This window comes from Plantactinospora sp. CA-290183 (assembly GCF_050936375.1).
Lineage (GTDB): Bacteria > Actinomycetota > Actinomycetes > Mycobacteriales > Micromonosporaceae > Plantactinospora.
On the sequence record NZ_JBNJMX010000013.1, the window covers coordinates 30,788 to 49,528 of the forward strand.

17 protein-coding genes are annotated in these 18,741 nt (G+C 67.9%); 7 read left to right on the plus strand and 10 right to left on the minus strand.

Translation table 11 applies throughout. From position 1 onward, the window contains the following. The first annotated feature begins 149 nt into the window (after nt 1-149). Nucleotides 150-377 carry a hypothetical protein gene (locus tag ACQEUR_RS18600; RefSeq protein ID WP_433032556.1) on the plus strand — a complete coding sequence of 76 codons (228 nt, stop codon included), beginning with the start codon at nt 150-152 and terminating at the stop codon, nt 375-377. Nucleotides 378-397: 20 nt separating this feature from the next. Further along, nucleotides 398-1,576: a non-homologous end-joining DNA ligase gene (ligD, locus tag ACQEUR_RS18605; protein WP_433032559.1), complete on the plus strand. Its 1,179-nt coding sequence runs from the start codon at nt 398-400 to the stop codon at nt 1,574-1,576. A 404-nt stretch (nt 1,577-1,980) separates the two neighbouring features. On the opposite strand, the gene ACQEUR_RS18610 is transcribed toward ligD, so the two are convergent. Both ACQEUR_RS18610 and ACQEUR_RS18615 read right to left on the minus strand, forming a co-directional pair. After that, complete coding sequence (locus ACQEUR_RS18610) at nt 1,981-2,475, minus strand: hypothetical protein (protein WP_433032562.1); 495 nt, start codon at nt 2,473-2,475, stop codon at nt 1,981-1,983. A gap of 215 nt (nt 2,476-2,690) precedes the next feature. Continuing rightward, nucleotides 2,691-3,947 carry an IS110 family transposase gene (locus ACQEUR_RS18615; RefSeq protein ID WP_433032565.1) on the minus strand — a complete coding sequence of 419 codons (1,257 nt, stop codon included), beginning with the start codon at nt 3,945-3,947 and terminating at the stop codon, nt 2,691-2,693. 233 nt (nt 3,948-4,180) lie between these two features. Between ACQEUR_RS18615 and ACQEUR_RS18620 the strand changes: the two genes are divergently transcribed. Next, a complete protein-coding gene (locus ACQEUR_RS18620; protein ID WP_433032568.1) occupies nt 4,181-4,540 on the plus strand; it encodes a helix-turn-helix domain-containing protein in 360 nt (119 codons plus the stop codon). Nucleotides 4,541-5,516: 976 nt separating this feature from the next. Here ACQEUR_RS18620 and ACQEUR_RS18625 read toward each other — a convergent pair. Next, nucleotides 5,517-5,996 (minus strand): GNAT family N-acetyltransferase, encoded by a 480-nt coding sequence (locus tag ACQEUR_RS18625; protein ID WP_433032746.1) that lies wholly within the window; start codon nt 5,994-5,996, stop codon nt 5,517-5,519. On the opposite strand from ACQEUR_RS18625, the gene ACQEUR_RS18630 reads away from it, so the two are divergent. Further along, nucleotides 5,997-7,448 carry a hypothetical protein gene (locus tag ACQEUR_RS18630; protein WP_433032749.1) on the plus strand — a complete coding sequence of 484 codons (1,452 nt, stop codon included), beginning with the start codon at nt 5,997-5,999 and terminating at the stop codon, nt 7,446-7,448. A 110-nt stretch (nt 7,449-7,558) separates the two neighbouring features. On the opposite strand, the gene ACQEUR_RS18635 is transcribed toward ACQEUR_RS18630, so the two are convergent. From ACQEUR_RS18635 to ACQEUR_RS18645, 3 genes are all read right to left on the minus strand, one after another. Further along, nucleotides 7,559-8,335 carry an SAM-dependent methyltransferase gene (locus ACQEUR_RS18635; RefSeq protein WP_433032570.1) on the minus strand — a complete coding sequence of 259 codons (777 nt, stop codon included), beginning with the start codon at nt 8,333-8,335 and terminating at the stop codon, nt 7,559-7,561. Between the two features lie 40 nt (nt 8,336-8,375). Next, the gene (locus tag ACQEUR_RS18640; RefSeq protein WP_433032573.1) at nt 8,376-8,750 is read right to left on the minus strand and encodes a hypothetical protein; all 375 of its coding nucleotides are present in this window, start codon (nt 8,748-8,750) and stop codon (nt 8,376-8,378) included. Between the two features lie 579 nt (nt 8,751-9,329). Beyond that, nucleotides 9,330-10,049 carry a hypothetical protein gene (locus ACQEUR_RS18645; RefSeq protein WP_433032576.1) on the minus strand — a complete coding sequence of 240 codons (720 nt, stop codon included), beginning with the start codon at nt 10,047-10,049 and terminating at the stop codon, nt 9,330-9,332. A gap of 678 nt (nt 10,050-10,727) precedes the next feature. On the opposite strand from ACQEUR_RS18645, the gene ACQEUR_RS18650 reads away from it, so the two are divergent. The 3 genes from ACQEUR_RS18650 to ACQEUR_RS18660 all read left to right on the plus strand — a co-directional run bounded on the left by ACQEUR_RS18650 (nt 10,728) and on the right by ACQEUR_RS18660 (nt 12,805). Beyond that, nucleotides 10,728-11,273 (plus strand): hypothetical protein, encoded by a 546-nt coding sequence (locus tag ACQEUR_RS18650; RefSeq protein WP_433032579.1) that lies wholly within the window; start codon nt 10,728-10,730, stop codon nt 11,271-11,273. Between the two features lie 119 nt (nt 11,274-11,392). Continuing rightward, nucleotides 11,393-11,947: a hypothetical protein gene (locus ACQEUR_RS18655; protein WP_433032582.1), complete on the plus strand. Its 555-nt coding sequence runs from the start codon at nt 11,393-11,395 to the stop codon at nt 11,945-11,947. Between the two features lie 138 nt (nt 11,948-12,085). After that, nucleotides 12,086-12,805: a hypothetical protein gene (locus ACQEUR_RS18660; RefSeq protein WP_433032585.1), complete on the plus strand. Its 720-nt coding sequence runs from the start codon at nt 12,086-12,088 to the stop codon at nt 12,803-12,805. Nucleotides 12,806-12,959: 154 nt separating this feature from the next. Here the strand turns inward: ACQEUR_RS18660 and ACQEUR_RS18665 are convergent, their stop codons facing one another. The 4 genes from ACQEUR_RS18665 to ACQEUR_RS18680 form a co-directional block, all read right to left on the minus strand. Then, nucleotides 12,960-14,066 (minus strand): hypothetical protein, encoded by a 1,107-nt coding sequence (locus ACQEUR_RS18665; protein WP_433032587.1) that lies wholly within the window; start codon nt 14,064-14,066, stop codon nt 12,960-12,962. 224 nt (nt 14,067-14,290) lie between these two features. Then, nucleotides 14,291-16,279, minus strand: a complete 1,989-nt coding sequence (locus ACQEUR_RS18670; protein WP_433032590.1) for a hypothetical protein — start codon at nt 16,277-16,279, stop codon at nt 14,291-14,293. Beyond that, complete coding sequence (locus ACQEUR_RS18675; protein WP_433032593.1) at nt 16,276-16,887, minus strand: hypothetical protein; 612 nt, start codon at nt 16,885-16,887, stop codon at nt 16,276-16,278. Before ACQEUR_RS18675 ends, ACQEUR_RS18670 begins: the two co-directional genes overlap by 4 nt. Continuing rightward, on the minus strand, nt 16,884-18,131 hold the full coding sequence (locus tag ACQEUR_RS18680) for a dsDNA nuclease domain-containing protein (RefSeq protein WP_433032596.1): 1,248 nt from the start codon (nt 18,129-18,131) through the stop codon (nt 16,884-16,886). Before ACQEUR_RS18680 ends, ACQEUR_RS18675 begins: the two co-directional genes overlap by 4 nt. Between the last annotated feature and the right edge of the window lie 610 nt (nt 18,132-18,741).

Here is an 18,741-nt window from a genome sequence, read left to right on the forward strand (position 1 = left end):
GCCGGCGTCCGCCGAGAGCGAGTTCGGGGTCAGGGATGTTGACCGGCGCCACGCTTGCAAACGAAGGGTAGTGATCTGCTCACGGCAATGTGAATGACGCTCGTGTAGTTCGGTGAGGTTTCCCTGTTGCGGTTGACCAGGGCAAACGGGTGGGTCTCACTGGTGGGGTGCTGCCGATACTTGTCCACCGTGACTGGCAGGTCGAGACCGTCTGGCTCGACCGCGACGACGGCCTGCGCGAGTGGATCGAAGTCCGGCACGGCGAGCGGATCTACCACTGCGAGAGTATCGCCGAGCTGCACCGGCTGTTACACCAGCGGGGTCTGGATCTTGCGGAGTTTCGCGAGGTCGACACCGTTGATGACGGGTGCGAGTAGTGCCCGCCCGCCGTGCACCGTTGCCTGATCTGGTCGCGCCGATGCTGGCCAGCCCTGGGCCGGTGCCGGTCGGCTCGGGGTGGGCGTTCGAGTACAAGTTCGATGGCGTCCGTGCCATCTCCTACATCAGCCGCGGCGGGGTGCGGGTGTTGTCGCGCAACAACAACGACATCACCGGCACCTACCCGGAACTTCGCGAACTGGGTGGCCTGCTGGCCGGGCGGCAAGCGATCGTCGACGGCGAGATCGTCGCCCTCGAACACGGTCAGCGGCCCTCGTTCGCCCGCCTGCAGACGCGGATGCACGTCGCCGCCCCCACTGCGGCGCTGCTGCGCGGCGTGCCGGTCGTCTACTACGTCTTCGACGTGCTTCACCTCGACGACACGCCGACCATCGACCTGCCCTACCTGCAGCGACGGGACCTCCTCACCGAACTCGCCCTGACCGGCGAGACCGTGCAGACCCCAGGACACTTCGTCCACGTCGACGGCCACGCGGTGCTGCGGGCCGCCGAGCTGGGCGGCATGGAAGGGGTGATCGGCAAGCGGCTCGACTCGACCTACCGGCCGGGACGCCGCTCCACCGACTGGACCAAGTCGCCACTGGTGCGCACCCAGGAGGTCGTCATCCTCGGCTACACCGCCGGATCCGGCCGCCGCGCCGGCACGATCGGTTCCCTCCTGCTCGGTGTCTACGACCAGAGCGGTGTCCTCGCCTACGCCGGCCATGTGGGCACCGGCTTCACCGCCACCGCGCTACGTGCCCTGCACGCCCAGCTCCGCCCGCTGCATCGCCCCGAACCGCCGACACCGGACGTGCCACGCGAGCACGCTCGCCACGCGCAGTGGGTCGACCCGGTCCTGACCGGCGAGGTGGCATTCCGGACGTGGACTCCCGACGGTCGGCTCCGGCATGCGTCCTGGCGGGGCCTGCGTCCGGATCGCGAACCACGCTCCGCCACGCGTCTTTCAGCCGACGAGCTCGTAGGGGGCAGCGCGCCGGTTGAGGTCGAAGGGGCCATGCGCACTGGCGATGGGCAGTGGCGTGTCGAGGCGGTCCGTCGAGGCCCCGACCGCTGGTACCGGATCGTGCGGGACGACAACGTGCTGGACTGGTTGTCGCTGGCCGACGTCGAACGGATCCTCACCGAGGCGCAGATCGATATGCGCCTCCTTCGAGAGGCAGACCCGGCTGCGTGACCAGCTGCGTTAATCGGTGACGACGTCCATCACAGCATTGACACGGGGGTTCACCCACTGCATTCAGGCGCAGCAGCTGCGCCCTGTCGATATCGATCGGCCTTGGCTGTCCGCGGAACGCTCGATGGCATCGGGCAGTGTTCCACTCACGTGTTCCGGAGCTACCGGCTCCGGCCCCACGGATATGAATGCCTGCCAGTACCAGCAGTCCTGGTCGTTCCAGCCGGGCACGGACGCTGTCCGGCTACTTCCGCGCGGGGCTAGTGGGCGAGGTGTGTGCGTCGTCCGGGCGGGTTCGAGACGGTTGAAGACCGGCCGCGGGCGGTCAGGAGGGAGCCGGGCGCCGATGTCCATCTGAGGGCTCCGCTGGGCCCGGGGTGGTCCTGGGCGTGCCCGGCGCCCACCTACCCGTCCGCGACTCGGGGCTGACAGGCGGCTGCGTCGGTTGCGACAGTCGGTACTTGCGGATTTTCGCCGGCGTCGTCGCTGGCTTGGACACGGCGCATCCACCAGAGGAGGGTGGTGTCGGGGATGTCGAGTTTCGCGGCCAGGCCGGTGTCGGCCAGTTCGCCGGTCGGGCCGAGCGCGCGGATGACGTGCAGCGCGGTCTCGTCCTGGACCGTCCTGAGGTATCGGCGGGCGTGGTGTCGCTCGGCGCGTAGGGCGCAGGTGGCGGCGTCCTGATCGCGGATCAGCTCGATGATGGTCAGCCCGGCGCGGCCGGACAGCAGGGCGAGTTGAAGGTGGTGCACGCCGGCCAGGATCGCGGCGGTGACCGCCTCGGCCGCCGTGCGTTCGGCCGTCCAATAGACGGACGGTTCCGAATCTCGCGTGTTGAAGAGTGTCTGGATAGCGGTGACAGCGGTGCGGGTCAGGCCATCAATATCGGCTTGATTCATGATCGGCGTGGGTTCCCATCGTCAACTGGTGTGGTGTTCCCGGTTTGGTTCGAATCGGTGCCGCACGTTGGCGGTTGGGTTGCCGCGAACCTCGGGCAGGCGCGGTTGGCCCGCTGGCGGGGAGGGAGTCGGGTGCCACTCCCGCGCGAGGGCTCGGGGCCCGGGAGCACAACGAGGCGTGTCCCGACTCCCTCCCCGCCAGCGGGGACGCCCGCTCATGGCGGTGCCGGTTGGGTGGGCTCGCCGTGGGTTGGGTCGTCGGCGGTGGGGAAGGCCCGTTGCTCCTGGTAGATGATGTTGTGGCGCAGGCAGTGGTGCAGGCTGCCGAGCAGGTGGGCGTAGAGGCGGCGTAGCGCGGCGGCGTGCCGGTCGCCGGCTTCGCGTCGCTGGTCGTAGAGCCTGCGGGCGCCGGGGGAGCGGGTCAGGGCGGCGAAGCTCCACAGGTGTCCGGCTTCGGCCAGGATCGGGTTGGCGTTACGGCGGTGGCTGTGCCGGTGCGACCCGCCAGAAGCCCAGGTGATCGGTGTGGCCGCGCAGTAGGCGCGTAGGTTCCGCGCGGTGGCGAACCGTTGGGGGTCGTCGCCGAGTTCGCCGAGGAGCCGGCCGGCCAGGATCGGGCCCACGCCGGGCATGCTCCGATAGATGGCCGCCTGGGGGTGCTGGTCGACGCGGCGCTCGATCTCGGCGAGGAGCCGGGCCGCGGTGGCGCTGGTGACGTCGAGCTGGGCGACCAGGGCGCTGGTCTGGTGTCCCATCGCGATCTCGATCTCCGGGGCCTGCCGCAGTGTGTGTTGGTGGAACAGGTGGTAGAGCCGGTCGGCCTCGTCGGCGATCAGACGGGTACGCCCCGCCGCGGCGAGCAGTTCTTCCAAACGTGCGTAGCTCAGCTCCGCTGCCCGGGCCGGGGTGGGCGCCGCGGCCAGGATGGTGCGCGCGTCGGGCCGGGTCAGACCACCGTTTTGGCTGGCCCAGGCATTCAGGGCGGCGGGGAAGTACTCGTGTAGGCGCGAGCGCAGCCGCCCGGCGAGGTGGCGGAGGTCCTGGACGCTCTTGCGGTGCGCGCGGGCCAGCTCGCGGATCGCCTCCACCTTCGGGGTGCAGGCTGGCAGGGGCCGATGCGACTGCCCGTCGACGCGCAGGATGTGGGCGAGCAGTCTCGCGTCACTGCGGTCGGACTTCTTCTTCTGCGCGGTGAGCCGCTCCCGGTAACGGGCCACCTGCGTGGGGTTGAGCACGACCACCGGCTGCCCGGCCTGACGCAGACCGGCGACCATCAGTCCACGGCCGGTCTCGATCCCGATCGGTATGTCCCGGTGGCCGCGTTGTACCTGCCGCAGCGCGGCGAGCAGCTCCGCCAGCCCGTCAGCGGTGTCGGCGATCCGCACCTGTGCGACCACCGTTCCGTCGTTGTCGATGACGGCGACGTCGTGGCGGCTCTCGCCCCAGTCCAGACCCGCGAAGTAGCGCGCCATGATCCCCCTGTCGTCTGTGGTGGATGGAGGTGGCCGCCGGCCGGGCGCGCGCTCTCGCTCTGAGGGCTCCAGGCCCAGGATCGCAACAGGCATGACCCGACCGACGGCCGCTGGTTGTGTAAGGAACAACCACCCGAATGGTAAATAAATTTACCACGCATGTCGAGGTGCCCGCTCGTCCGCCGGTCAACATCCTGATTCCGACGAGGTGACCACTCGACGAAGGGCAACGGGTGCCGCGCGGCAGAGGCGACAACGCGCCCAACACCTACGTCTCCTCCGGCACCTGGCCCGAGGCGACGCTACGGCCCGACGCACCTGTCGAGGCCCACTACGCCCAGCAACTCGCCCGCCGACTCGCCGCCGCGATGACCGAACGCCCGATCAGCAACCGCGCCCTGGCCAAGCTCGCCGGCGTCACCCACCCCACCATCGGGTTCATCCTCAACGGCGACCACCACGCCGACGTCTCCACCGTCGCCCGCCTCGAGGTCGCACTCGGCGCGGACCTGTATCCAGCCGGCCTGCACCAGCACCTCACCACGCAACAACGGCAGCCCTCCGCCGGCAATCCCGAACCAACAGCCAGCTGACTGCTCGGAAGTCGTAGATCGTCGACCGCCGGCCAGGCGCCCGCCCGGCGGCCATGTACCGCCGGCGAACCGACGATCGGCAGGCCCAGGCGGCAGACCGGACTCGAGTCGGGCGTCCTAGACGCTGGCCTGAGGCGAGCAGCGCCTACCCACTCCACTTGCCGCGTGCATGGGCGAAACGCTTTCTCCACCCGGAAGCCGTGCACCTACCCGCCCCACGTCCTGACTGGTGGAGGCCCGGCATTCAGCACATGCTTGACGCTCCTGCCTGCGGTACGGGTCAGCCGCCCCAATGTGTTCGCAGGTGTCGCGCTGCTCGGCGAGTTGAGAGCATGGCCCTGTGGTGCAGAGCCGGTGTGAGGCGGCGGGTCCAGTGTTTGCGGCACGAATTCGGGCCCGCCGCCCACAAAAACCGTACTACAACAACATTTACGGCCAAGATCCGGTCTCGGAAGCCGTTCGATAACCCTCAATCTGCTCTTGCGGCGGATCGTCAGGGCGGATCAGCGGCTTGTGCGGCTGCGCGCGGCGGTCAGCACCATCCGGATATGGGCGGACGTGTCATATGTGCCGCGGCCCGCGAAAGTTCTGGGTAGGCGACAGGCCATCGACGAGCTGAGCAACGCTGCCCGAAAGCTACCCGGAGACCACCAATCACTCATCCTGATCGGCGGGGTGCTGCTTCACGGACTCGTCACCCTCCCCGCGACGGCGCCTTGAGTACCGGCGACCCCGCCGCAACAGCACGCCACCTCACCGCGGAATCCGCCATGCGTCTACACCACTAGGTGCGCCGTCCTGTCGAGTCATCCAACCGGGTGCTGGGGGTGCTCTCATGCCGCCGACCGGGCGCGCCAGGCCGGCAGGTCCGTCACCGTCGGCAGCCTCGATCGTTTGCGTCCCGATCCGGAATGTCCGGACGTGTCGAGTTGGGTGCACTCCATCGTGCCGATCTGCGGATGCCGGACAGCGGTGGTCATGCAGCTGACGAGCCGGCTGGCCAGGCGTGAGCAGATGGATCAAATACCCAGTGGTTGGTCTGGAAGATGTGTCCCGCGAAGGCCGTCTCCTCTTGGCCGACGAGGGAGAACCCGGCCGAGCAACAGATGGCGTTCGATGCTGCGTTCGTCGTGCTCGGAAACGCGTGGATCAGCCCCCAACGCCCATCCGCCTGAGCCAGGTCGAGAACCGCGCGAACGGCTTCGCTCGCCAAGCCTCTGCACTGGAACTCCGGCAGGATCATCCAGCCGATCTCGGAGATGCCCTCGTAGGGGTACACGGTCACCGTTCCCGCCACCTGCGCGGAGCCATCGGGAATGATCATTCTGATCCAGGCGCCGTCCGCGCGAACCGTGTCGAGGCCATGCTTGACCTGACCAGCAACGCGATCACGCGACTGCGGGCCGCCGAGCTCTCTCATCATGACCGGATCGCAGCGTGCGCCTACCGTACACATATGACTGCGCGGAGCGCCGACGGTTTGTCGTTGACCGAGGTCGAACAACGGCTCGTTGAGCACGTCACGGCCGGTACGTGGCTCGACCTCGCCGGCGATGAACCGGTCGACGAGGCGGCGATGCGATCCTGGGGTGCCTCGCGGACAATACGGAGCAGTGTGCTACGCGACATTCTCCGGGGACGCCTAGCCCCGGATCCTGACCCGCACGGTCTTCGGCTTCGCGGCGCTCGAATCGCCGGGCGGCTCGACCTGGAGTCGTTGACCACCCCCGTCTTCATCGAGTTGCACCACTGCATGCTCGGCGAGGGTTTGACCGCACGGGGTGCCCGCCTGGCGTTTCTCAGCGTGGAGGGCTGCCTCGTGGAACACCCGTCCGAGCCGGCCCTCTACGGGGCGCGGCTCACCGCGGCCGCCGTGTTCCTGGAAAACTCGATCCTTGTGTCCCCCGGCAAGACAGGCACAGTCCGGTTGGCTGGCGCGCACCTGGGCCAGTTCGACGCCATCGGCACGATCATCCGCAACGAATCCGGCCCCGCACTCATGGCCAACGGGCTACGGGTCGACGAGGTGGTCTACTTCGACGGGCTGAACGCAACCGGCGCCGGCGAAGACGGAGCAGTGAACATCACCAACGCCCGCCTGGGAGGTCTGGACTGCTCCCAGGCGTCGCTGCGCAACGACTCCGGCGTTGCCCTAGCCGCTCACGGCGCACAGATCGACCAAGATGTCATCCTCAGCGACTTCGCCGCGGCGGGATCCGGCAACAAGGCCAGCGTCGACCTGTCCGGCATGCGGATCGCGGGAGGGCTGGCCTTCGATCCGATCAGACTCGACAACACAAAAGACGACCAGGCCCGGCTGAATGTCGACGGCTTGACCTACTCAGGACTACCGACCGGAATCTCCACCCGTACCTGGCTCCGGCTACTGCGCGAGGGCACCCCCACCTTCGCCGCGCAGCCATACCAACACCTGGCCGCCGCACAACGCGGAGCGGGCCACGACGACCAGGCCCGCCGGATCCTCATCGCGCAGCGACGCGACCAGATGGATCGGCGGGCACTGACAGGCCGCACCGAGCGGGCATGGGCCCACCTGACGGGCCTCACCCTCGGCTACGGATACCAATCCTGGAGGTCACTTCTAGGGCTGCTCACCGTCGTCGCCGTCGCGGTCGTCCTGGCGGTCACGCTCGGCGCCCACGGCGGACTCGCCCGGAACCATCCCACCACGTCTGCGGCAGCGCGGTGCTCCACGATCGAACGGATCGGCGTTGGCCTGGACCTCGGACTCCCACTGATCAAGACAGGAGCAGGAACAAACTGCGACGTCACCAGCAGCGCCACTGGGCAGATGCTGGCAGTTGGCGGCTGGATCCTTCAACTACTCGCGTGGGCCTTCGCCACACTGTTCGTCGCAGGGTTCACCAGCGCGGTCCGCAAGACATGACGACCACAACGATAGCCAGCCAACGTGGCGGCGCCCGGCTTGGACATCGATCGCCCGCAGCCCTTGTACGTGGAGCACCTCCCACCCAACTGCCAAAGCAGACACGGTACTTAAGGCTTGCGGCCCATCGCGCAGTACACGTCGAGGGCGGCCGGTTCTGTTCCCGGCTCTGGCCGCCACAGCGGGGTCGACACCACGCCGGGCTCGAGCAGTTCCAGTCCCTCGAAATAGCCGCCGATCTCCTCAGGCGTGCGCAGGTTGTACGGGTGGCCGTTCTGGTTGGCGATCCGCTGGCTCTCTACGCTCTGCACGCTGGTGCTCGTTCCGTCGCTCACCGCCAGGTAGCTGCCTGATGGCATAGCGGCGAGCAGCCGCTGGACAATCGAGCGGGCCTCGGCGTAGTCGGCGACGTTGCCCAGGATGCCGATCATGGTCAGGGCCACGGGCTTGCTGAAGTCGAGCGTCCGGGCGGCCTCGCTCAGGATCCGCTCCGGATCCTCCACGTTGGAGTCCACATATGCGGTCTCCCCCTCGGGTGAACTGGTCAGCAGCGCACGGGCGTGCACCAGCACGAGCGGATCATTGTCGACATATACGATCCGTGACTCGGGCGCTACTCGCTGCGCGACCTCGTGAGTATTGTCGGCCGTCGGGAGACCGGTACCGATGTCGAGGAACTGCCGGATGCCCACCTCACCGGCGAGCAGCGTGACCGCATGGATGAGGAACCTCCGCTGCGCCTGGGCGACCGCCACGATCCCCGGGTGCGCCGAGCGGAGCGCCTCGCCCAACTCGCGGTCGACGGCGAAGTTGTCCTTGCCCTCCAGGAGGTAGTTCCACACCCGCGCGCTACTCGGCCGGGTTGCGTCGATTTTGGGATCGGTCATCAAGAATCCTCTTCGATGAGGCGGCCGTTAGGAAGCGATTCTAGGCAATGTCCCCAGCCACGGTGAATGACACCGCGTCAACGAGGCGCGGGGGCCACCGTTCAAGCGTCGGACCCGGCTGCGACAACCGCGCGGCCACGTTGAGCGCGGCGCCCGGCCCGCGTCGTGGTGAGCATTCCCGCAGCCCACGAGCGGCGGCGACGCGATCAGCCCGGCCGCGACCAGCGCCGGGTACGCCCAGGCCAGCAAACGCGGGGTCGGCCAGATCGTCGAGCAACGCCGAGCGGGTACGGCCACCGGTGAGAAAAGTCGCGCCGTAGAGCATCCACATGCCGCCACCGCCGAGGCCACCACCGGCAGATGGGGCCGCGCGCGGCGGACGCCATTCGCGGGCGGCCGGCGTCGCGGCGAACACCAGGCAGCCGACCGCGGCGATCCCTCGCCCTGTGACATGCCTTGCCGCTGCGCTCCTGCGGCTGACGCCGAAGTCGTGATTGTCGTCAACAGTCCGGGTCGAATCGCAGGTCGGCGGGTGGCGTACCAGTGAGCAGATGATGGCGGGCTCCGTCGCGTCGGTGCGGGCGACACGCTCGACGGCGGGGTCAGGGAGGCGTGAACGGGACCGGCTCTCGAACGTCTGGCCCGGGCGCCGGTCCCGGCGAGGAACCGCCGGTAGACCGCCTCGTAGTTGAGTGCCATCCGGGTGGCCGAGAAGTTTTCCGCCACGCGCGCCACGCAGTCCGCCGGGTCGAGCCGCTCAGCGGCGCGCAACGCGTCCGGCAGATCCTCGAACCGCTCCCGAGGCTGGGCCCGGGGTCGGCGTGGGTCGCTGATGCGCTACCCGATCGGGGCCGGGGGCGGCCGGTCGACGAACGCCCGGCATCACATGACACCAGGTCTTCCACGTCGTGCCCCTGCCTGTTGGCGTTGGCGTTGGTCGAGTGTGTGCGCCAGGGTCCAAAGCGGTGCCTTTGGGCAGCGATCTGCCGGGTTGTCAGCCGGCACCAGTCGACGGCCGCAGCCGGGTCATCTGTGCGGCAGCGCCGTGGTGGGCGCGGGCGGAGTCGTACGCTCGACACATCGTGGCGATGGCCAGCATGAAGGGGGCGTAGCCGCAGTAGCGGGGGAACAACCAGCGTTGCCGCCGATCCGGTGGCAGTTCGTGGCGGATCTGCGCCACCTTCTCGGGCGGGTCGCTGAACGCCTCCACCACGCCGTTGGCGTACATCGTGATCTGGGTGTCCAGGGGCAGCGGCGACGCGTCCGCGGCGAGTGCGGCCTCGAACTGTCGGGCGGCCTGGGTGAGCAGATCATCCAGCACCGGGTCCCGGGTGGCGTCGTCGAGCACGGTCTGCCCGTACTCGGCGCGCAGCTGCTCCATCGTCTGCCAGCAGGCACCCGTCGGGGTCCGCCCTGTCCGCACCGCCCGGGCCAGCATCAGGCAGAACCAGTTCAACCGGCCGGTGCGCACCATGGCGTGCACCGGCCATACCATCGTGGCCAGGATCGCCTGTGCCGCGGCCAACGCCAGTAGCCAGGGGCTCCGAGTCCACAGCGCCCCTGCCAGCACAGCCACCACCCCGGCCGTGCCCGCGAGCAAGAAGACCGTGGCCGCCTTGAGTTGGACACGCTCACGGGACAACAGGAACACCGCCGTCCCCAACATCGGCAAGGTGCCCACCGCGATGATGCTCACAACCTGGTCGTTGATCACCCGAGAACGCTAACGCGGGGGCCGACCGATGCCACAGCACCGGTCGCACGCTTACCGTCACCGCCCGGTCACTGCCTAATCGACCGTTCAGCGAAAGACGGTCGGACATCCAGTCGCAGCCGGCCAGCAAGGGGCGCCTGTCCGGGCCCCTGCAGGGATCGGCTTATGTCGGGGGATGCTCGCCCGGGGGCGGTCCTTATCCACAACGGACACGCGGTGTACGCCGCAGGGACCCGGAACCGGGGCCCCACGGCTGACGGCGATGCCCCCCGGAGCCGCTGATCGTGGTGGTGGTGTCGTCGGTCGCCGAGTTGGCCAGCCGCGCGGGTCCTCCCCGGCTGCTGGGGTGACACCCTGATCGTCCGGCATCCCCGCAGTCCCGATAGCGCCGGGCCGGGACAGCGGGCGAGGCGAGTCGGCCCTCGGCGCTGCCTGCCCACTGATGGCCGCCTTGCCTAGGGGACTCCTGCCGATGACGGCGCTGGTGTCATGACCACATTGGATACGAGCCCGACAGCCGGATAGCTCGATGAGATGCAGAGGCCAACCGGGCCTGGCAGCGGGTTACCTGCACCGGCGGCGACGACTGAGCGCGCACCAGGTTGCAGCAACGCATGCGTAAAGCCTATTTACGCCATGGCGTTTTCGGCGTAAAGTATCTTTACGGGAGGTGGGAATGTGGCACTCTACAAGATTAAGCGGCGTTGTTGCGGTGCCGAGGAAGAGGTGCAGATTTACGGCGGCGACACCCGGGGGCAGCGCAGGTGGCGCGCGGAGCGCCTTGCGGGGGAGCCATGCCGTGCCTGCCAGCAGATAGCCCACCAAGCGGTCAACGAGCGGGCGGCGACTGTCGCCGCGGCGGCCGGCTGGCCGCCCCTGACCGGAAGCCCAAGACAGGTTTCCTGGGCGGAGACAATCCGGGCGGATCAGCTCGCCGCCGCGCACGCCGAAATCAGCGTCCACACGAGCGTTCCGGACCCGGTGCGCGATGAGGTGGCCGCCGTGTACGCGGAGATCCTTCTGCGGCATACCGACGCCTCGTGGTGGATCGACAACAAGGACCGCGACGCCCTACGGCTCGCGGCACGGGCCGCCACCGCTGCGGACCGGGGCCGCCTCGCCGCGCTTTCCGCTATCGCGGCGGGCCGCACGCAGAACCTCGCCACCGAGCCGGACCTCGAGCCGGAACCCGGTCAGCCCGCCGCGCTGACCGAAGGCCAGTAGGAAGCCTCGTCGACTATCCAAGCTGAGATCGCCCGCCGATTGCGCATTGCAAAACTGGCGCCGAGATCAGCGTTCCTCCCAACCGCCGTGTCGCGGCCCGATGACCTAGGAGCACTCCAATGCCCCGCAAGATCGCCCAGACCGCCGCCGAGGCGGAGAAAGTTGTTCGCCGCTTGCGCGCTGAGGAAGCACGCCGCAAGAAGCTCGAAGCGGCCCTCGAACAGGCCGGGGCGCGGGCCGAGGACGCCCGCAAGGCCCGCGCCGCCGCCATCGCGGAGATCGGTGAACTTCTCCGTCAAGCCGCGGCTGGCCAGCCCGGGGGCCTCATCGATTGGCGGATGGCGCAGTACCTGACCGGACTTTCCAAGCCGACGCTGACCGAGGCGCGCGACAACCCGACGGCGTGGGACGAACTCGTCGACCTCGCCAAGCGAGCTCGAAGTCACGACGAGGACGCGGAGCGCGAGTTGCACGCGCGCCGGCCGAATCTTGCGGGCTGGCTCGCCGCAGCGATGAAGCTGCAGGAAGACCACGAGCGGGCTTACTGGCAGGAGCGTGGCGGGTTCGACCCGAGCGCACCGGTGGACGCCGAGGGCGACGCCCCCGGCTACCAGACGCTGATAGAGGACTACGAGGAGCAGGTGCGGCGGCTCGCCGAGGGCCGGCCGGTCTGATGCCCCAGCTCACGATCTAGCCAGTCACCCAGCCGGCCGGTCTATACCACCGGTCGTTCGGTCGGGTTCAGCCCTGTTACCTGGAGCTGAACCCGGACACGGGCGTCATGTCCTGCGGCCAACTCGACAGCGCTGGAGATGGCGACGGCCCCGTTGGAACGCCGGCGTGTTGGGCGTCCGGAGTCGGTATGGTTCACCGTCGTGCGAGACAGGATCTGGTTTCCCGGCAACCCGTGGCCCGGGGGCCACCGGATCACCGAGTTCCTCTGGACGGGCCGGCTCGATCGGTCGGGCTGGCTCTGGTTCGACCTGACGCTGAAGACGGCCGGCTACGACGAGGAGTTCGACGCCCCGGACAATAAGGACGAGGGCATCTCCGACTGGGCCGCGCCGATCGTCTGGAACAACTACCACGCCTGCACGCTGTCCTCGACCTGGGAGGAAGCCACCGGACTGCTCGCCGCGACGCCGGAGCGACCCTTCCGGCTCGCCGATCCGCTACCGCAGTGGCTGACCGCCGACCCTTTGCCGATCGAGGATCTGGATGCTCCGCCAGCGTTCCACGTCTACCTGCTCGGGCATGACACGGTCGCTGACCATAGGGTCACGTTCACCGGTGACGGCTCGGCACGGCATCGCATCGACTGGACCGGACGGATCGCGCTGAGCTACTCCGGAGACGAAGAGTTCCGATACGAGTTCCGCGCCGAAATCCACGATGCGGGCCTGGCGCACATCGCACTGCCAGACGGCATGTCCGGCAAGGAAGGCCGGCGGCATCTGACACACCTGCTGGACGTACCGGGGCGGTTGATGGAGTCCGCAGTGGATGGCAAGCCAGTGCTGCGGCAGGCGTAAGACCGCGCCCTCGGCCGCCGCGACGGCGCCGTCTCGACCAGCCTGTGCTGGTGCCGTTGTTCCAGACGGATCGGACGTGAGGAGCGCAATCGGGACCGTCCGCTGGTGGGGACCGTGAACTGGTCGCGGAACACTCGCGGCGCCCGGGTCGATGTTAGGGGACTGCTCGCTCTGGGGGGCTGACTCGCGCCATGTCGGCGATGAGTGGGTACAGGTCGTCGACGAAGGCTGCGAGATGGCCGAGCGTCGTGTCCGGCGGTAGCTGGATACGAGCCCCGAACATACAGGTCCGTGTGTATTTGGTTTGCCGCTCGCCGAAACCGATCCCGAGGTACGGTGGCCCACCGTTGGCGACCATGCGGCGGTAGCCGGCGACGTCGTGCGGCGCCTTCGGTCTCGCTGGGTTGGTGACCCAGTCCTGCCGCGCCTCCTGCATCACCTGCCACATCCGTAGGAGGTAGTCCCAGTCAAACCCAGCCGAGGTCTTGACGTTGCGCTGTGCAAGGCACACCTTGATGGAGGGGCCCTGCGGTTGCCGCCAATCCCGGTTCGCGTACTTCGGGAAGTTTCGTACAGGTAGCTTTTCCTCGACTTCGGTCACGATCTCGTAGTCGGGGGCTGGTGTGTCGGTGTATAACCTGGCAACCCAGCTGACACCGGAGGTGGAGCAAACGAGATCATGCTGGATTGGCGCGGGTGGGTTCAGTTGTCCGTGTAGCCAGGACATGCGGGCTCGCATCGCGATGATGAAGTCCTCATCGTCGATTAGCACGTTCCAGATGGTGCCGGCATCAACCTTGGGGAGGGCCGATTCCAAATGCTGCAGCCAGGCCTTCGCGCAGGCCGCGACCCACTGGTGCTCGCTTCGGCAGTACGCCTGAAGTAGGTCTTCCCAGGTGACGCCACGCCAGGGCGGTGCGCCGGCGACGTCGATCACGAGGCGTTGCGGGTAGATGACTGCGTACACGTGTGCATCCGGCACGGCGTCGACGTAGCGCTGCAACTGGTTGAGGCCGAGCCCTGCCAGCACCTTGACCTCGATAACAGCGAGACGCTGGCCGCCGCGCTCGATGACGATGTCCGGCTGATTCTCTGCGTCCACCGCGACCTCGCGGCATACCTGCAGCTGGAGGTGCGGCTCCTTGATGCCGAGGAGGCCGCAGAGCGGCAACGGGTCGGTCGCGGCCAGCACCGCGAGCATGTCGGACCAGCGCGGCTCTGATGTCAGCGGTAATGCAAAAGAGATAGCGGGTAGCGTCATAGTCTCCACCTCTGCGACGGCGCGGGATCGATGGATGGAATGTTTTGACCGGCGCGAGCTGGCCGAGCGGGGGAGGAACGCGGCGGGTGGTGAGCGGGCGTACAGGGCGCCGTAGGTATGCACGCGGCAGGCGAACGCGTACGAGGGGTGGACGCGAGGGGCCGGCAACGCCTGCTCGACCGCTGGGCGGGCGTGCCAGCAGACCGGGGCGCGCTAGCCCCGGACTACTTCTCGGTGTTGTCCGCGTCATCGGCCGGCGTCTTCGGGACGCGGATGAGTCGGTCCTCCTGGGTCAGGGTGACGACGACGCGGTCGACGAATTCGAGCAGGATGTTGCGGTCGAGTTCGTTGTCGACGGCGACTACCTGCAGTGCGTTTCGGTACTGTTCCTGTCCGGTGACGCGGCTGAGGAGCCGGTAGACGTCGCGAACGCGGGCCAGGTCGAAGCCTTCGTGGCCGCTGTTGGCGGACAGGCCGTCGAGGATGAGTAGTCCCGGCAGGGGGAGGTTGCGGTCGATCGCCACGGTGTGGTGGGCGAGGGCGTGGGCGATGTTGACGAGGGTTTTGAGGCCCTGGCTGGACAGTTCGTCGAAGCTGCGTCCGGACACCTCGGGTAGGTAGGTGTCTCGGTTGATCTGCACGGTGAGTTCCTGTCCGAGGTCAGGGATGTGTAGTTCGTGCAGGTATTCGAGCATTCGTTGTTCGAGGGCGAGGACGTTGTCTCCGGCGTCGGTCTGGGACAGCTCCTGGCTGTTGATGCGGTTCTGAAGGTCTTCTCGCTGGGCTTCAAGAACGTCGCGCCCTTCCAGGTGTTGCTGGTGACGGCGGAGCAGGTCGGCGTATTCGCGTAGCCGTGTGATGTCGGCTTCGAGGCGTGCTTGCCCGGCGGCGTGGTGTTCGATCTGGGTGGCCCGGTCGGAGATGAATGCCTGGGTGCGCCGGTCGAGGTCGGTGGCCAGCTCCGCGATGAGCCCGTCGAGGCGGTCCGCTTCCCAGCGGAGCTGTTCCTGTGCCCTGCGGCGGCCCTGGATCACCTCGTCGGTCTCGTTGATCTGGCTGGCGATGCGGTCTTGTTCGGTCAGCAGCTGGGCCTGAGCCGGGGCGGGTCGGGGCTCTTGCAGGCAGAGGTAGCACAGGTGCGGGTCGGTGCGCGCGGCGTTGATGTCGTTGCCGCAGCGGGGGCAGACGATGAAGTCGAAGTCCACGAGCCACTCGTCGGCGACGATAGCGCGGGTGAGCCGGGCGGATTGGCTGGACAGCTGCCGACGCAGGTCGGACAGGTCGGTGATTTGGGCCTCCAGTCGGGCCAGCCGGTCGGTGACTTCAGCCCGTCGCGTCCGCGTGGCCAGCAGGGTCTGGCGGAGTTCCTGGACGCCGGGCACCTCCCCAGCGGTGGCGCTCAGGTCCCGTCGCTGCGAGACGACTTGTTCGAGTTCGGCGGTGCGGGCGGCGAGTTGCAAGTCCAGGGCGTCGATGTCGGCGAAGGGGGTGTCGGCGAGGAACTTGGCGCGGATGGCGGCGTCTTGGTCGAGGGAAGCCAGCTGCAGCTCCACGCGCCGCAGCTCGGCGTTCAACCGCGCGAGTTCCGGCTCGTAGTAGCCATAGGCCAGTTCGAAGACCCAGCGTCGCTTGACGTTGCGCCAGTGCCTTAGGTGGCCGAAGACCTGGGTGTCGAGTTCGTCGCCGGTGACGATGCAGTAGCCGAGCCAGTCGGTCATCGTCACCGGAGTCAGCGTCCCAGTCGGTTCCGTGCGCGCCTGGGGGACGCTGATCGCGGGGATCTGGAGCTGGTCGAGTAGGAACGTGCTGTAGGTGCGGTCGGATCTGGCCACGGGAAGGCGGACGGCGATGACCTCGCGGTCCGGGTCAGGGTGTTCCTCGCTGACTTCGACAAGGGCGTCACTCGTGGTGGTCCTCGGGCGGTAGATCTGCCAGGCTCGGTTACCCAGCATGACGTGGCCACGAATGGCCTGGACTTGGTCGACCTCGGGTGGCAAACCGTCCGGCATGGTGCCGAGCATCGCCCTGATCAGGCGCACGAGTGTCGTTTTACCGGTGGTGATGTCGCCGAGGACGATGTTGAGGCCAGGGCGGAACTCGACCTCCCGCCCGCCACCGAACAGGTCGACCTTGAGTAGTTCCAGCCGGTGCGGGTGGGCCGCCGGCGGGGCGGCAGCCGCGGGGTTTGGTGGGGGCGGGGTCGGTGGGGTCACGTCAGGTCCTCGTACCAGGTGGCGTCGGCGATCTCAGGCAGTTCGTAGAGGTAGTTCTTCAGGGTGGTGCCGGATTTGTCGAGGTAGCGGCGCAGCAGGCGCAACCGGTCGTCGATGTGGGCGAAGCTTTCGTCAGCGCGCAGGTCCGCGGCGAGTTGGGCACCAATGATGGAGGTGCGGTATCCGAAACCGCTTCCCGTCAGTGGTGTCACCTCCACCAGGCCCCGGCCGATGAGCGAGCCGAGGACCGCGTAGTAGGAGGGATCCCAAGGGCCGTAGCGGTAGCGCATCATTCTGGCGTCCAGCGGCGCCTCGTCCGGATCGATGTGCTCGACCTGGTCTGGCCGGGCACCGTGGGCAAGCAGTACCCGACGAAGGTGACGCGGGTAGCGAAGCAGGAAGTCGAGCTTGGCCAGCTTGACTCTGCCCTCCAGGTAGCGGGTCTGGTCCTTGCCCTTGCGGCTGAAGGCGTCGATGAGCAGGAGGAGACGCGCTTCAGCCTCCCGAGACGGCCGGAACCGCGCGCGCGGCGAAGGGCGAGGTACGGCGGCCGGTGGTGGTCCACCGCCGATTCCAGCGTCCGAGGAGATGTCGGCGCGGCTGGTCACTGGGCCCGCCACCGGAACCGGCACAGGTCCGACAGGTGGCCCAGATATCCGACGATCAGGCGCTCGTCGCGATCAAATAGCGGGCGCCGGTCACACTGCGCCAGGTCGCCAGGCCGTGCCAGGAGATCAGCGGCGATCATCTCAGCCGGGCGGCCTGCCGCGGCGGGGTCGCTCGCGGCCGATAGCCCGATCCGGGTGGCCGTCGCGTCGGCCATACTCAACACCCGCGACGCCAGCCGCTCCAGGTCCGCCTCGGCGCTGTCACGACTGGCCAGCAGGAGTTGTCGTTCCACCTCCATGTCGGCGCGCATCTCCTGCACCCGCTCGATGAGCTGCCGGCCCGCACCCGCCGCCGTCATCTTGAGCTCCAGCAGCGACGCGGCGGAGCCAGAGGAGATGCGAGCCAGCAACTGCTCGTCGGACTCGCCAGGCAGTGGCGGGGTCAGGGCGACGAGCATGCCCCGAGTGAGTACCTGATTCCGAATCGCGTCGATGGCCGCTCCACCCGGCTCGTCCGGGCCCGGCAGATCAAACCCGACGTGTGGCAACGCCGCCGCCAGGTGCGCCTGGAGCGGCCCCGGCTGCGCGGACCCACCGGTCTGCGCCGCCGTAGCCGCACTGAGCAGCCGTTCGTAGAGGTGTTCCACCTCTGGGCGTGACAGGGCCGGCCACAGCGCCCCGAGTTCCCAAATGGCCTTCGCATCGACGTGAGCCCGTGTCGGCTGGTCCGGGCGAATCACCAACCGCTGGAGGAAGTCGTCGACCCACGAACGGATGAGCCCGCTCGCTATGAGCTTGGACCGCACGCCCTTCTCCGCGGACCTGGGATCCTTGACGAAGTCGACTGTCTCCTCTTTGTCCGCGATCGCGCCCTCAACCCATAACTCGAACGCGCAAATCTCGTGTATCCGTGCCTTCCGGGCCGCCGTGTAGGAGCGAACCAACGCGTCGAGGCCTCGGTCGCACATCGCCGCGACGCTCCACGAACCCCGGTCACGGGTCTTGACCTGGACGAACCGGATCCGCTCGGCGTAGACCAGCGCGAGATCCTCAACCTGCTCGCACACTACGAACAGCGGGGCCTCGCGCTCCGACAGGCACGTCAACCACTGCCGAACGACTTGCTTGGCTTGCCAGACATACCGAGCGAAGGTGTCCAACCCGGTGGAATCGCTCTCGACTTCGGCGACCTTCGTCAACAACTCTAGGCCGGGGTCCGCGTGCTGTCGCCTCGTCTCGGTCACCCGATCAAACCCCCAGTCCGTGCACGACGACAGCGACACCAAACCTCAGGTAACGCAACGTATTCGGCCCACAGCGAGCGGTGTGGTCGATGTTAACCGCCTCGATTCGTTGCAGGCGAGCCACGATTCCGAGTTTTCGCCCTCCGGTTGATCTCACGTCGCCTGAAGGGTCAGCCTCCGATGCAGGTGCGGGCCACGCTAGACGGTCGGATCTCCGGAACTAACAACTACGAGTGCAGGTTCGGAACCAGGTCAGCGCGCGGACCTGGCCACGCTGACCCCTGCGGAAGAGGATGATCGCTGCTACCATGCCAGTCCGCTGCACGCGCTAGCCTGATCTCGCCTAGCACCCTTTAATGCTTATGTCGTTCCCGTCCGCGCCGGGTCCTGGCATGAACGACGAGGTCGAAGGGCGGCCAACTCGCGACGATCCTCCCGCCTTCTTGGACACCTTTTGTGCAAATACGTCGCGCGGAGGTGCGCGGGGGCCTTCCTCGATGGGAACCATCAATGACCAAACAAGGCGAGCAGAACGGCGCAGCGCGCCGCCGCAGGTCCGTCTCAACATGACCAGTTGGCTCGTGCTCGGCCGGGGCGTCTGCGGCCACCT

Bases quoted from the DNA above. Each gene is read 5' to 3' on its own strand.
- ACQEUR_RS18610 (WP_433032562.1), bottom strand. From the start codon at position 2,475: ATGAATCAAGCCGATATTGATGGCCTGACCCGCACCGCTGTCACCGCT.
- ACQEUR_RS18615 (WP_433032565.1), bottom strand. From the start codon at position 3,947: ATGGCGCGCTACTTCGCGGGTCTGGACTGGGGCGAGAGCCGCCACGAC.
- ACQEUR_RS18625 (WP_433032746.1), bottom strand. From the start codon at position 5,996: ATGTGTACGGTAGGCGCACGCTGCGATCCGGTCATGATGAGAGAGCTC.
- ACQEUR_RS18630 (WP_433032749.1), top strand. From the start codon at position 5,997: ATGACTGCGCGGAGCGCCGACGGTTTGTCGTTGACCGAGGTCGAACAA.
- ACQEUR_RS18635 (WP_433032570.1), bottom strand. From the start codon at position 8,335: ATGACCGATCCCAAAATCGACGCAACCCGGCCGAGTAGCGCGCGGGTG.
- ACQEUR_RS18655 (WP_433032582.1), top strand. From the start codon at position 11,393: ATGCCCCGCAAGATCGCCCAGACCGCCGCCGAGGCGGAGAAAGTTGTT.
- ACQEUR_RS18660 (WP_433032585.1), top strand. From the start codon at position 12,086: ATGGCGACGGCCCCGTTGGAACGCCGGCGTGTTGGGCGTCCGGAGTCG.
- ACQEUR_RS18665 (WP_433032587.1), bottom strand. From the start codon at position 14,066: ATGACGCTACCCGCTATCTCTTTTGCATTACCGCTGACATCAGAGCCG.